The 13,622-nt window shown below is 40.4% G+C and carries 11 protein-coding genes and 3 pseudogenes; 9 read left to right on the forward strand and 5 right to left on the reverse strand.

Translation table 11 applies throughout. From position 1 onward, the window contains the following. Nucleotides 1-128 precede the first annotated feature (128 nt). The gene (locus tag MSHOH_RS10815) at nucleotides 129-332 is read left to right on the forward strand and encodes a YegP family protein (protein WP_048139568.1); all 204 of its coding nucleotides are present in this window, start codon (nucleotides 129-131) and stop codon (nucleotides 330-332) included. A 32-nt stretch (nucleotides 333-364) separates the two neighbouring features. On the opposite strand, the gene MSHOH_RS10820 is transcribed toward MSHOH_RS10815, so the two are convergent. Continuing rightward, nucleotides 365-772 (reverse strand): inorganic diphosphatase, encoded by a 408-nt coding sequence (locus MSHOH_RS10820; RefSeq protein ID WP_048139570.1) that lies wholly within the window; start codon nucleotides 770-772, stop codon nucleotides 365-367. Nucleotides 773-1,072: 300 nt separating this feature from the next. Between MSHOH_RS10820 and MSHOH_RS10825 the strand changes: the two genes are divergently transcribed. Continuing rightward, a complete protein-coding gene (locus tag MSHOH_RS10825; RefSeq protein ID WP_048143387.1) occupies nucleotides 1,073-1,921 on the forward strand; it encodes a class I SAM-dependent methyltransferase in 849 nt (282 codons plus the stop codon). Between the two features lie 485 nt (nucleotides 1,922-2,406). Here the strand turns inward: MSHOH_RS10825 and MSHOH_RS10830 are convergent, their stop codons facing one another. Beyond that, a complete protein-coding gene (locus tag MSHOH_RS10830) occupies nucleotides 2,407-3,858 on the reverse strand; it encodes a dihydrolipoyl dehydrogenase (RefSeq protein WP_048139572.1) in 1,452 nt (483 codons plus the stop codon). Nucleotides 3,859-4,189: 331 nt separating this feature from the next. Between MSHOH_RS10830 and MSHOH_RS10835 the strand changes: the two genes are divergently transcribed. The 4 genes and pseudogenes from MSHOH_RS10835 to MSHOH_RS22800 all read left to right on the forward strand — a co-directional run. Continuing rightward, the gene (locus MSHOH_RS10835; protein WP_048139575.1) at nucleotides 4,190-5,551 is read left to right on the forward strand and encodes a TIGR00297 family protein; all 1,362 of its coding nucleotides are present in this window, start codon (nucleotides 4,190-4,192) and stop codon (nucleotides 5,549-5,551) included. Between the two features lie 427 nt (nucleotides 5,552-5,978). Then, complete coding sequence (locus MSHOH_RS10840; RefSeq protein ID WP_048139577.1) at nucleotides 5,979-6,521, forward strand: DJ-1/PfpI family protein; 543 nt, start codon at nucleotides 5,979-5,981, stop codon at nucleotides 6,519-6,521. 177 nt (nucleotides 6,522-6,698) lie between these two features. Then, complete coding sequence (locus MSHOH_RS10845) at nucleotides 6,699-8,375, forward strand: SagB/ThcOx family dehydrogenase (protein ID WP_048139579.1); 1,677 nt, start codon at nucleotides 6,699-6,701, stop codon at nucleotides 8,373-8,375. A gap of 144 nt (nucleotides 8,376-8,519) precedes the next feature. Continuing rightward, nucleotides 8,520-8,726: pseudogene (locus tag MSHOH_RS22800) on the forward strand (IS110 family transposase); the annotation flags it as partial. Between the two features lie 74 nt (nucleotides 8,727-8,800). Here MSHOH_RS22800 and MSHOH_RS26025 read toward each other — a convergent pair. Then, nucleotides 8,801-8,934: pseudogene (locus tag MSHOH_RS26025) on the reverse strand (IS110 family transposase); the annotation flags it as partial. Nucleotides 8,935-9,270: 336 nt separating this feature from the next. Here MSHOH_RS26025 and MSHOH_RS10855 point away from each other — a divergent pair. The 3 genes from MSHOH_RS10855 (at nucleotide 9,271) to MSHOH_RS10865 (ending at nucleotide 11,541) form a co-directional block, all read left to right on the forward strand. Then, entirely contained in the window at nucleotides 9,271-10,473 is a 1,203-nt protein-coding gene (locus MSHOH_RS10855; RefSeq protein ID WP_082089322.1) for an SBBP repeat-containing protein, read from the forward strand. Nucleotides 10,474-10,735: 262 nt separating this feature from the next. Beyond that, entirely contained in the window at nucleotides 10,736-11,095 is a 360-nt protein-coding gene (locus tag MSHOH_RS10860) for a transposase (protein WP_048136859.1), read from the forward strand. A 5-nt stretch (nucleotides 11,096-11,100) separates the two neighbouring features. Then, nucleotides 11,101-11,541, forward strand: a complete 441-nt coding sequence (locus tag MSHOH_RS10865) for an IS5/IS1182 family transposase (protein ID WP_052730774.1) — start codon at nucleotides 11,101-11,103, stop codon at nucleotides 11,539-11,541. On the opposite strand, the pseudogene MSHOH_RS22805 reads toward MSHOH_RS10865, so the two are convergent. Both MSHOH_RS22805 and MSHOH_RS10870 read right to left on the reverse strand, forming a co-directional pair. Continuing rightward, nucleotides 11,521-11,995, reverse strand: a pseudogene (locus tag MSHOH_RS22805) (IS110 family transposase); the annotation flags it as partial. The gene MSHOH_RS10865 and the pseudogene MSHOH_RS22805 sit on opposite strands and share 21 nt — an antisense overlap. A gap of 301 nt (nucleotides 11,996-12,296) precedes the next feature. Further along, nucleotides 12,297-13,607, reverse strand: coding sequence for a hemolysin family protein (locus MSHOH_RS10870; protein ID WP_048139584.1), 1,311 nt, complete (start codon nucleotides 13,605-13,607; stop codon nucleotides 12,297-12,299). Nucleotides 13,608-13,622 lie beyond the last annotated feature (15 nt).

Raw genomic sequence — 13,622 nt, forward strand, 5'->3', positions numbered from 1 at the left:
CCTTAAATCAAACACCGGACACTTCGGTATGCTCCGAAACAAATTGGAAAGAGCATTTAAAGACCGATAATAGACCGTTTGGAACCTGTCCTGCAAATCCCGTGAGAGAGTAAAATGAGGGAAATAGAATGGCTAAATTTGAAGTTTATCGGGATGAATTCGGAGAATACCGTTTCAGGTTGAGAGCAAGAAACGGGCAGATTATTGCCGTAAGTCAGGGTTATAAAAGCAAGGAAGGTTGCATTAAAGGGATCCGGTCAGTAAAAGAAAACGCACCGAATGCACGAGTTATAGTACTCGAAGAAGAATTCGGAGAAAAAGAGGGAAGCTGAAGACCTGGTCAATTTGTCAGGTTGTGGTTTTATCAGTTTGATTTCTCGAGTATAATCCCTTCAAACCGGCATGTTGTGATTTTTCTTTCACGACAGGCATAGAGAAAAACCTTGAAAAGGGCGTAAAGCCGGAAATAAAAAGCTAACAGGGCTGGAGAACAGAAGCCGCTTATATATATCAGTCTCTTATCATCCCGGATAGAATTATCAAGGAACTTTACCAACCCGTCAAAATTCTCTCTTTCAAACGTGCTCCCTCTTGAGAGACGGGGACCGAGTACAACCACATCTTCTTCCATGCCGTCAGGACCTGTTGTACCTTCTATGAAGCCGTAATTAAAGATAGTAGGCAGGGGAGAAAAGAAAGCTCTTTCATATCCTTCTTCTGTTTTTCTGTACTTCGAAAAACTGTATTTGGGAGTTTCTATAACTATTTTCATGGAAAATTTTCCTGCATGCGTTCAGGATTAGCTTTATCCCTTTTCGAGTCTTCCCTTTTAAGGCTCTTTTTTTGTAATTTTTAAATTTCAATCATTTTATTTCAATCCTTTTGTGACTCTGTATAGCTCTGAGTATTAACATTGTTTTCAACAGAGAAAATGTAGGGTCGAAAGTCAAATATAATTAATGTTTATAAGTGATGAAATGCCAGAATAATTATATCCTGAGTATACTGAGAGAACTGAGAGAACCCTGAACGAATGAAAGGACTGCAATCTCTCAGGCAGAGGTATATTGAGATGAGTTTTCGAAATAGAGTGACCCTGCGAGATGCAATGAAAGGAATCATTGAAGAGCCCCTTCTTCCACTGGTTCCGAAACGTTTTGACTATATCGGAGATATTGCAGTAATTTCGATTCCAGCGGAACTTGGAGCTTATAGAGAGGCTATCGTCTTAAAGATTCTTTCTATGAGAGGCAATACCCGTGCTGTGCTCAACAAGGTCAGCAAACTTGAAGGAGAGCGCAGGGTAGCTCACTTCGAACTTCTTTCCGGAGAATCTGCAGAGACCTTTCACAGGGAAAACGGTTACACATACAGAATGGATGTAAGAAAGGTTTTTTTCAATCCCAGACTCTACTGGGAAAGGGCACGTGTGGCTTCAAAAGTTCTCCCGGGAGAGTCTATTTTGGTTCCTTTTGCAGGCGTGGGTCCCTTTGTGCTCCCTTCGGCAGGAAAAGGGGCAATGGTTTCCGCAATTGAGATAAATCCTGATGCCTGTGTCTGTTTGAAAGAAAATCTCCGGTTGAACAAACTTGAAGGAAAGGTGACCGTTATCCAGGGAGATGCCGAGTTTATCCTTTGTCACTCGGGTTCTTTAAAAAATGAAGGACTCCATGTTCCGGAAAACGGGTTTGATAGGGCAATCATACCAACACCTTACGGTTTGGATTATTTTCTCGAAGAAGTTTCAGACTTTATTAAAAAAGGCGGATACATCCATTTCTACACTTTTAAAACCGAGTCTCAGATTCCGGAATTGATTGAAGAATACAAAAAACTGGGGCTCGAGGTTGAATTTTACAGACGCGCCGGAAATGTTGCTCCAGGTGTCAGCAGGTGGGTTTTTGATCTGATTAAAAAATGAAGTCATAGATCAAAAAATGGTAAAGTGAGATGTAACCGGCCTGCCAGCTAGGTAAATTCTTACATTATCCTTGATTTACCTATAGTTTTTTTCTGTTACGTTACTGTCTGGCTTTCTTTTTTCTTCTCTTTTTCTTTGTCTACAGGGCCGCTCTCCTTCGTCGAGCGTGACAAGAACGGTTTAGTATAGCTGAACACTGTTGTACGGGTCAGGTTTTGATCAATCCTTTTGAGCTCAGTTCTGACAGGATCAACTAATTAACCTCCAAATTAGTCCTCTTGAGCGAAGCGGAGCGAATGAAAAGGACCGCGCACTGCAGAGCCGTAACTCTGCTGTGACAGGAGCGGTTCAGTATAGCGAATGACGTTGAACGGATTAGAGTTCAGGATTTTAAATTTGAGTTAACCATTGTCTATTTACTCTAAGTTCTGTTTCAGAGCCCGTTAACTATCCCTGAACGTTTTGTTTGTCATTTCAGCAAACTTTTAACTTTCAACTGAGCCTTCATCCTCCTCAAGCCCCAGATGTTTCATAACGTGATGATAATGCTCAGGTGACAGCCGGGTATAAAATGCTCGCTTGACCACTTCACTTAGGGATGGGTGGATATCCATGCATTGTATCATCGGTTTTGCACTTCTTGATGCCGTATACATGAGAGGAATAATCTCGTGGATAAGAATTGAGGCATGGGGTCCTATAATATGGGCGCCCAGGATTTTGTCTTCCAGTCCGTCCAAAATTACCTTTACGAAATAGTCCCTGGCTTCCATAGCATCTCCCTTTGCGGTATCCTCAAAGAGCTTGAAACCTATGATTACTCTCTTTTCCCCAAACTCCTCTATGGCTTCCTTTTCTGACATCCCAACCCCTGCAACTTCCGGATAGGAGAAAACTGCATGCGGTACAGCATGGTAGTCTGCCTTTACTTTTTCCTGCATGATTGCGTTCAGGTAAACCACCCCGGACTCATAGTTTCCTACATGTTTGAGCAGGTACTTTCCGTTTGCATCCCCAAAAGCCCAAATATTTGGCTGGGAAGTCTCAAGGTACTCGTTAACTAAAATCCATCCCTGAGGATCCGTTTTAATTCCTGCCCTTTCGGGATGGAGGATATCGGTGTTAGGGACTCTGCCTGTTGCTACAAGGATTTCATCTACGATAATTTTAGTTTCTTCTCCCGAAACCCTATCCTTTGCAATAACTGTTTTTTGCCCGTTATTTTCTTTTCTGACCTCTATCGCTTCGTGGTTTGTAAGGATCCGCATATATTCCGACATTTTTATCCTGGCAAGTTCGGATATCTCGGGTTCTTCCTGGGGAAGAAAATGCGGATTTCTCCCTATGACCGTGACTTCAGCTCCCATAGCTGAAAAAAAGTGCCCGTACTCAGCTCCTATGTAACTTCCCCCGAGAATTGCAAGACTTTTCGGGCATTCATTGAGTTCAAGCACTGTATCGCTTGTAATGTAACCGGCTTCCTCAAGCCCTCTAACAGGCGGAACTGCAGGTTTTGAGCCTGTACACAGGAAGATCATTTCAGAGTGAAGGATTTCTTCTCCAACCCTCAGGGTGTATGGAGAAACAAATTCGGCAGCTTCAGGGTAATAATCAAAATCAGGACTCTCGATTAATCCTCGCCTGATTATCTCTATTTCTTCTCCTATCTTTCTGCGCATCCTTTCCATGATCGTGCGAAACTCGACATCTTTTATCTCGAGCTTAATCCCGAAAAGTGAAGCTCTTTCAAGTTCTCTAACAAGCTCTGCAGGGTAAAGCAGAAGCTTTGAAGGGATACACCCTCTTGTAAGGCAGATCCCTCCGGGCTCATCCTTATCTATAACAGCTATTTTCATCTTCGGATTCGAATCTATAATCGAGTTTACATAGTTCATTCCTGAACCCGTACCTATCACAATCAGGTCATAATTTTTCATTCTTTTCCCCTCAAAGCAAGAGTGAAATTATATCTTAGCCATTCTGGATTTGTTAACTGCAATAATTATCTGTCTGTTTTGCTAATTACATTTATTCTTGGTTCAGAAAACAGAGTATAGAAGCTCACTCTGAAGCTACTCAAAAGGTTTCTCGAAAATCTTTTCTGGCTTGAAGATCCCGCCGAGCGCAAGTAATAAAAGACATAAATATTTTTAAATCATGTTTTACTTTTAAACAATAATCTGAAGGAGAAACAACTATCTATTTATAAAGAAAAACCTATTTTATCTAGCTTCTCAGGAAGAATAAAAAAACAAAAGATGTCCTATAATGAACAGAGCTACCCCCCTCCTCGAAAACGGGTGTTCCTATCATGGAATTCCTGTGATGCATATATTATATTTCCTGATTATTCTGATAGCTCCTTTTGCAGGGGTAGATCTCCTCCTCGTTCTTTCTCTTGGACTTTTCCTGGGACTGAGATTTTCTGGAAAGTTTCTTTCCTGTAGCAGGGATGCAGTCAGCCTTTCTTTTTCCCTCATATTGATGCTGCTTATTTCTTCGGTTTCTAAAGACCTTCCTTATACCTTTCCGTTTTACATAGTTCTTGCCGCCTTTGCAGTTGCAGCAGTAGGAAACCATAGCTCTTTTTTTTCGGAAAGAGGCTTCATGGCTGACTTTGAGTCCGGAAAGAGCAGAATGAAGCGGAGAAGTTTCTCAATATTATGGAGTTCGATTTTTCTCGCACTAAGGATTACCGCGGCATTTCTTGCAGCAAGCTGGATTGTCTACTGGCAAAGACTCCCAATCCCGTATAGTTTTATCTTTTTCATAGCCGTTATCGGGGCAGTCACAGGCTCACTTTTTGAGTCCATTCCTTCAAAGATAGACAGTAATATTTCGGTATCTCTAGGAGCGGGGATGACGATGTGGATTTTCGAGGAGTTCAGGTACTGGGTGCCTCCCGAGAAAATGCTTGTAGCTCTCGTTTTCTCCCTCTTTCTTGGTGCGCTGGCTTACAGAGCGAAAATTGCCGATGTTTCCGCTCTTCTCAGCGCTGCCCTGCTAGGGGTCCTTATTATCGTATTCAGCGGGCTTCCCTGGTTTTTGCTTCTGCTTACGTTCTTTATTCTGGGAGGCGGGTTTACCAGGTACAAGTATACATATAAAGAGTCAATAGGAATTGCACAGGCTAAAGACGGAATCCGGAGCTATGAAAACGTGTTCTCGAACAGCACCGCAGCTCTTGTCCTGGCAGTAGCATACGGTGTCTTTCCGGAACATAGTCTTCCGATCATTTATGCCTATATGGGTACTGTTGCAACTGCTACAGGTGATACCCTGGCAAGTGAAATCGGGACCACAGCAAAAGGAAAGCCCAGAATGATAACAACTCTCAAGCTTTCGGAACCCGGAGCTGATGGAGCTGTTTCCTCGCTTGGCGAATTTGCCGCAATTTTCGGGTCTGCAATCATAGGTGTGCTTGGCTATACTCTCGGTATTTCCAACGACTTTTTGCTCTCAGTTCTTATTACCACTGCAGGAGGTTTTTTCGGAACGAACATAGACAGCCTGCTTGGGGCAACTCTTCAAAAAAGAGGTCTGCTCTCAAACAGTGGAGTAAATTTCGCTGCAACCTTTGCAGGAGCAGGGGTTTCGGCAGGGATATATCTTCTGGTATCAGGATTTTAATTTCAGAGAAGTTGATATGTCTAAAAGGCTTAATAAAGCTTAATATATGTGATATAATTCCACTTGGATCTGATTTCTGTCCTGAACGTTTTAACCTTTAATTTTATGTAAGAGCATTTCTACTTTGAAAAGACATCCATTTATATCCCCAGGAATATACTCTTACCTGGATAGGGTTATTGCAGTGTCCTTAATGAGTGAGTTAATGTTCAGGTAAGATTGCACGTCTACTTCATCTCTCAGGTAAGAGAACCAGTAGAAGTATTGGATCAGGTTTTCAGATACGGTGAATAACTAAAAACGCGAGATGTGAAATCCTGTCTTTCAGTAATTTATGCCTCTCAGTGATTTATCATTCTTCATACCTATTGGTTTTCAATGAGAGTAGCCGGAGATCTTACTTTTTGGATTTACAGGAGGTAGCCAGATGACAGAACTCGAATCTGAAGGTAAAAAGATCTTGCTTGTTATTGCCCAGGAACAGTTCAGGGATGAAGAATGTTTTATTCCTAAGAAGTTATTTGAAGCTACAGGGGCAAAGGTTACGGTTGCGACCGAGTCTGCAAAAACCGCAAAAGGAACACTTGGAGGTACGATCAAGCCTGATATCAGAATCTCCGAAGTCAGAATTGATGATTATGATGCTATTGTTATTTCCGGAGGACCAGGCTCAAGGAAATACCTGTGGGACAATCAACACCTGCGTGAACTCGTAAAAGAAGCTGATTCCCTGAAAAAGGTAGTTTCTGCGATCTGTATCTCTCCTGTAGTTCTGGCAAGGGCAGGTATTCTGAAAGGTAAAGAAAGCACTGTTTTTAATAGCCCGGATACCGTACATGAACTTGAGGAGCATGGAGCTGTTTATCAGAACAGGGACGTCGTAGTTTCGGGCAGGGTGGTGACAGGACGAGACCCGAAAAGTGCAGAAGCCTTCGGGAAGGCCGTCCTCAAAGCCCTGAAAAAAGCGTGATACCTCAAAATTTGAAAGTTCCATAGAAATCAAATCATGGACTGTAAGTTTGAGAAATGGATTATAATCATGAATCAAAAAATAAAACGGGATACTGAACTCTGACATTGAGTTCCAGTAATGAAAGTCATAATCCTTACAATGTAAAATGTTCGGTAGCAAAGCTGGTGCCCTGTTATGAATGCAGAGTTTGAAGCCGTACTGTCCTATCATCAGGCTAGCAAGCATGGCTTTAAAGCCTATGCTCCAGGTCCTCGATTCCTTGAAATGGAAATCAAACCAGACCCTTTTCTTAATTATAAAGGAGTTCCGGTTCTAAAACTGGATACCTGGAGTGAAGAAGATATAAAATCCGAACTTTTTCCTGCCTATGAACAGGCATTTTGTCCGGAGAAACTGGGACCCTCAGGACTGAGCCGAAGTAGCATTTCTCAGCTTTTTTTTGACAGCTTTGCTCTCTCGGTATGGAAGAAAGCAGGAAGTGCGCAGTGGGCTCTTCGTATCAATCCTTCAAGCGGAAACCTCCACCCGACAGAGGTTTACCTTATTTCCGATCCGGTTCCAGATCTTCTGGAAAAACCTTCTGTCTGTCATTACGCTCCTCTGCCGCATGCCCTTGAATTAAGAACAGAATTTCCCAGGGAAACCTGGGAAAAGTTGAGTTCCGGCTTTCCTGAAGGCACATTTTTCATAGGGCTTACTTCAATTTACTGGCGGGTTGCCTGGAAATACGGAGTCCGGGCTTTCAGGTATGCAAACCATGACCTCGGACATGCTATCGCAGCTCTAACTTTTGCCGCAGCAGGGCTTGGCTGGAAAACAGACCTGCTTATGGATATGGGTTCGGAGGATATAGCAAAACTTCTGGGCATTTCCGGCAGGGAAGGACCTGAAAAAGAAGAGCCTGCCTGTCTGCTTGCAGTTTATCCTGCAGGAAAAGAATGTCCTTCTGGAAAGATCTCTTTATCCGCACTTCTCGATTTTGAAAAACTTTCCTGGAATGGTGTTCCTAATCGTTTGAGTCCTGCACATGTAGAATGGGTTGACATTGAAAAGGCTGCTTCAGTTACCCGAAAGGAAGAAACCGGGCATTTCTGCGAAAAAAAGTCGGGATTGAAGCCCGAGAGGCGAGTTTCAGGTTTATCCGGGGCAGCTTCCGGTCATAAAATTCACTCAGGTCTGGAAACTGTTCCTTTGCGCAGCGTAATTCACAGGAGAAGAAGTGCTATTGAAATGAATAACAGTGCTTACATGGACGAAGAGAGCTTCTACGGTATACTGCGGAGAACCCTTCCCGATAAAAATCCGGTTTTCAATACGCTTGTTTTTGGGCCATTTGCGCACCTGCTTCTTTTCGTAAACAGGGTAAAGGGACTTCTTCCGGGTCTTTATATGTTTCTAAGAAAACCCGGAGAAAAGGAGGAGTTCAAAGCCGATTTCAGGTCAGATTTTCTGTGGGAAAAGCCTGAAAGCTGTCCATATGATCTTGAACTTTACCTGCTTGTAGAGGAAAACCTGTATGATTTTGCAGCCCAGCTTTCATGTGCGCAGAGAAAAGCTGCAGATGCCTGTTTTACCGCCTGCATGCTTTCCGAGTTCGAAGAGCCTTTAAAAACATTTGGTTCCTGGATGTATCCTTACCTTTTCTGGGAGTGCGGAATCCTGGGACAACTCCTTTACCTTGAAGCAGAAGCTCGCGGTTTCAGGGGCTGTGGGATAGGTTGTTTTTTTGATGATCCCCTTCATGAAACTCTGGGACTTAAAGGGTTTGAGTACCAGGATCTCTACCACTTTGCAGTGGGCTCACCACTTCAGGAAATTGGTGTTGTGACCTTCCCTGCATACGGGAAATAACTCTTATGTTTCTTTTTCTGTTTTCTTTTTCTTTTTTCCTTTCTTAAAGCTGTCCTTCCGAAATTCCGGATCATGATGGTCGATTAAGCCATCTTCCCTTCTTGGTATAAAAGTCCATGATTTCTCTGTTTCTCACGTGCTCTCGCAAAGGCGATTATTACTCTAGCAAAGAAAATTGCAACAATAATATGACATCTAATAACAAAGGATGAGATGTACAAAGATGAGATAGGATATGAAAAGGGAGAAGTTCAAAAGAGGAAGATTGTTAAGATTGAAATTTTCTCAGTTGATGAGCGTATAACAACAATTAGTGGAATAACTGCAATTATGAGGAAAAAAAGGAAGGAATTTCCAATTGACTTCTTTTTCCTATTAAAAAACTCTTTAAACCTGCTATTTTTCTTTCTTGCCGCTGCCTGAGAAACTTTCATATCTCGAGCATTTCCAACTATAACAAGCAAATGATCTATCAATGATTCATAAATCGGAACCCGAAGTCACTTGTTGATTCACAGGCAGCTGCATCACATTTTTCTGAGGTTACCAATTTGGTTAGACATTTGTTTCAAGTCTCCGATACTTTTTACATAATTCACTTCACTCTGATTTGTATTTAGAAAAATATTTCCTAAATAAATGGGACTTTATAAGAAAAATACTCAAATAGAAATATTCATAAACAAAAATAGTATCATAAATCTTAATAAATATTTGTTTAACTCTGTTTTTAAAAACAGAGTTAGATATTATGACATGTGTTTGTGAACATATTTTGAAATCTTAGGAATATGATTTAAAACTTGTTTTATTTTGTATACAGCTCGACTCAAGAAGTAGATTCAGTTAAATAAGGAAGGATTAAAAGTGAAAGATGAAAAGGAGTAATTAAATAATGAAGTATCAAAACGTTAATATGTTCAGAATAACTTCAATCTGCTTGACTATCCTTTTTTTTGGATTAATGAGTGCTTCTATTACGCATGCTGGAACATACTTGTTTATTACTGAATTTGGTTCTCAGGGCAGTGGTGATGGACAATTTAGTAATCCAACTGCTGTTACTTTAGATTCTTTTGATAATATTTATGTTGCTGATAGTGGCAATGATCGTATTCTGAAATTTGACAGTAATGGTGTAGTCATTACCCAATTTGGTTCTAAGGGCAGCGATGATGGGCAATTTAATAATCCAACTGGTATTGCTGTAGATTCTTCGGGTAATATTTATGTTGCTGATCAAGGTAATAATCGCATTCAGAAGTTAAGTAGCACAGGTGAATACATTACCCAATGGGGTTCTTATGTTATAGGCGACGGAACGAGTTTAAATCCGTTTAGTGTTGCTGTAGATTCTTCGGGCAATGTTTATGTATCGGATACATACTACGCTAATAATCGTATTTTGAAATTTAACAGCACCGGATATTGTCTGACACAGTGGGGTTCTAACGGAAAAAGCAACGAACAATTTAGAAATCCAACTGGTGTTGCTGTAGATTCTTTTGATAATATTTATGTTGCCGATAAAGATAATAATCGCATTCTGAAATTTGACAGCAACGGTAATTACCTTAAACAAGTAGGTTCTCAGGGCAGCGGCGATGGGGAACTATTTTATCCAGCAAATGTTGCTTTAGATTCTTCGGGCAATATTTATGTTGCCGATACTTATAATGGTCGCATTCAGAAATTTGATAGCAACGGCACTTATCTTAAACAATGGGGTTCTTATGGTAGCAATGCTGGACAATTTAAAAATCCTTTAGGTATAGCTGTGAGTTCTTCGGGTAATGTTTATGTTGCAGATACGGGAAATAATCGCATTCAAGTGTTTGCCTTACCGCCATCCCTAGAAGAGACACCTACCAAGAATTCTAAAAAAGGAGTAACTGAAGAAGGAGTAACTGAAGAAGGAGTAACTGAAGAAGGAGTAACTGAAGAAGGAGCAACTGAAGAAGGAAAAAATATATATGAAAGGTGGATTGTAGAGAGAATAACTGTAAATAAAGAAACACTCGGTATAGTTGGATTAATAGGTTTGGTTGGAAGTATCATTACAATTTACGATTATTTAAAGAAGAAAGGAAAAATGTAAGGAAATTATTTAACTCAAAAAAATATATTTGACCATTTAATTCGAGTTTCAACATAATTCGAGTTTCAACAGGCAACTTTTATGAGATCATTTTTTTCATTAATTGTTGGCTATTGATCTTGTTTTTTATTATTTGGCATGAAAGTACGTAATTATTTATTTCTCATTTACTTCCTTCCTTTTTTCCATAATTGCAATTATTCCATTAATTATTGAGCCTATCCCAAAAGTAATATTATGCTGAAATTATAAATATAGTTATATGTCATTCCATGAAATCGATGACGTTCTATGGGAATCAATAGAGCCTTATCTTCCTCCTCAGAAACCACATACAGGAAGACCACGTGCAAATATGAGGAAGTTAATGAATGGTATTTTGTACGTTGTTATGACAGGTTGTACATGGAAAGATGTTCCTCGCCGCTATGGTTCTAAATCAACCGTTCATAGATTCCACCTCTACCTCTGTGAACATGGAATTTATCAGGAAATCTTTAATGAACTTTTAAACAAAGGTTATGATTTGAAGAAAATAGATCTCTCTCATTGTTTTACTGATACAAAGGATATTCCGACTAAAAAAGGGGGAATATCGGCTACGACGGTCATAAAAAAGTAAAAGGAATAAAATTAAGCGTTTTAGTAGACTTACAGGGTCTACCTCTCTCTATAATTGTTGTTCCCGCAAATGAGAATGATTCAACACTTTATATACCTACACTTAAAAATTTCAAGATAAAAAGACCTGTAGGAAGGCCTGTTAACAGGCCTTCAAAAGTAACAGCTGATGGAATGTATGATACAGCTAAAATTAGAAAATATAACAGAAAAAGAGGAATAAAGTCCAATATACCAGTAAATAAAAGAAATAGGAAGAAAAAGAAGATAGGAAGACCAATAAAGGTAGATCAGAAAGAATACAAAATGAAAAGTATAGTAGAAAGGTTCTTTAGCTGGATAGAGTCATGTAAGAAAGTATTTCCAAGATATGAAATAAAAGAGGAATCATATCTAGGAGTCGTAATGGTAGCAGCAGTAATTAGATTAAATGAAGTTTTGGGATAGGCTCATTGTTATCTTTTTATCAACCGAGAATATCTCTGTCTCCACAATCTTCCTCTTTTTAATTACTCCTTTTTCATATCCTGTTCATCTTCGTACATCTCATCATTTTTGATAAGATTCCATATTATCGTTGCAATTTTCCTTGATACAAAACTGACAGCAAAGTTTTCATTTTTCCTTTATTCTTTTGATAAGCATAATTGAAAATTTCTCTTTTCAGAAGCTCAATTTCATCATCTAACTGTTTTATAAGGTTCAAGCATATCTGAAACCTGATTGCAGTACTCTGGGATATTTCTCCTCCTAGAATTTCTCTTATCTGAACACTTTTTTCCGAAAATTTGGAGAAAGCGACTCTATAATCTAATCAACATTTTTACCTGAAGAGATTTCTGCTATAATTGCTCTCCCATTTTTTTCCAAAAATGTCAGTAAGTACATCACCTAGATATAACTGAATGTCTAAACCACAAGATTTGTTTATTTCTCCTTCCAATTTAGATTACTCCATCATTTCAAGGACAGTAGAATTACCTCAAAGGCAATTTGGCATCCATGATAAAAGTCACACTCAGGTATTCGACGGCAATTTAAAGGTTAGTTTTTTCACGGTTTCGGAGAACCAAAGAAAAGACAACCTTCCTGTCCAATGTAATGATGGAGTGAATTATCAAAAAAGGTAAAGAAAAAAGACTTTCATTTTTTGGGCTTGTTATTTGAAGAATATCATGTACGTTTTTGTACAGATAAGGTGTTTATTTTATAGGAGCCTCAGTAATCTGTTTGACCATCACTTTGTCTATTCGATTGCCGTCCATATCAACCACCTCATAGCGCAGTCCTCTAAGTTCGATATGATCTCCTGTTTTAGGAATCCGCTGCAGGATAAACATGATCAGTCCGGCAATAGTTCTGTAATATCCCTGCTCTTCCCCTGGGAATGAATCCACGGATAAAGCATCCTTCAATTTATCTATAGGCGTATCCCCGTCAATAAGCCAGGAGCCATCCTCCAGACTGACAACCTGCGCTTCTACCGGCTCTCCAAGGGAATGGACATCTCCCACTATGGCCTCAAGTATGTCGTGAAGGGTAATAATGCCCTGAATACTCCCATATTCATCTGTAATCAGGGCAATATGCACGCCGGTTTCCTTGAATGACTCCAGGAGTTTAAGAATCGTCATAGCTTCAGGTGCAAAGAGAGGTTTTGTAATTGAGGCTCTTATATCAACTGTACCGCTTTCCACAAGCTTTGCGAGGATATCTTTTACGGACACCATACCGACAACGTCATTCATATCCCGTTCGTATACCGGAAAATTGGATCTGCCGCTTTCAATCATCTTCCGAAGGTTCTCATCGACCGGTTCGTCCAGGTCGAGCGCTATAATATCAGTGCGATGAGTCATCAAAGATTCAACCCTGCGGTCACCAATATCAAAAACACCTTCTATCATACTCAACTCTGCTCTCTCAAACACTCCGGCCTTGGTTCCTTCCTCAAGCATAATTTTGATTTCCTCTTCTGTTACCGGTGGCCCGGTCATCTTTCTGACCCTCATTAGCCGTAGCACTGTCTCGGTAGAGTGACTTAGAATAAGTACCAGCGGTTTTGCTATGAGAGAAAGAAAGAACATAGGTTTTGCAATATGGGAAGCAATTGCTTCCGCATTATTTAGAGCAAGCCGCTTTGGAACAAGTTCCCCAAAGACTAAGGTGAGATAAGTGATTGCGAGTACTACAAGGGTAATGCTGATCGTATCACTGTATGGAGCAAGAGCAGGAAATTCACGTAGATAAGTGGCGAGTCCTCCTGCCATCGTGGCTCCCCCGAATGCACCGGCAAAAATGCCAACCATGGTGATTCCGATCTGAATCGTAGAGAGGAACGGAGTGGGTTCATTAGCGAGTTTAAGCGCGGTGGCCGCCCGTTTATCTCCTTCTTCCGCTCGCTGCCTGAGACGGGTTTTCTTGGCTGAAACAAGGGCAAATTCCGACAAGGAAAAGATGCCGTTGAGTACTATAAGAATGAGGATAACCATTACTTCAAAGAAAGAAGGCATTTTTCAGGTATTGGA

This window comes from Methanosarcina horonobensis HB-1 = JCM 15518 (assembly GCF_000970285.1).
Classification (GTDB): domain Archaea; phylum Halobacteriota; class Methanosarcinia; order Methanosarcinales; family Methanosarcinaceae; genus Methanosarcina; species Methanosarcina horonobensis.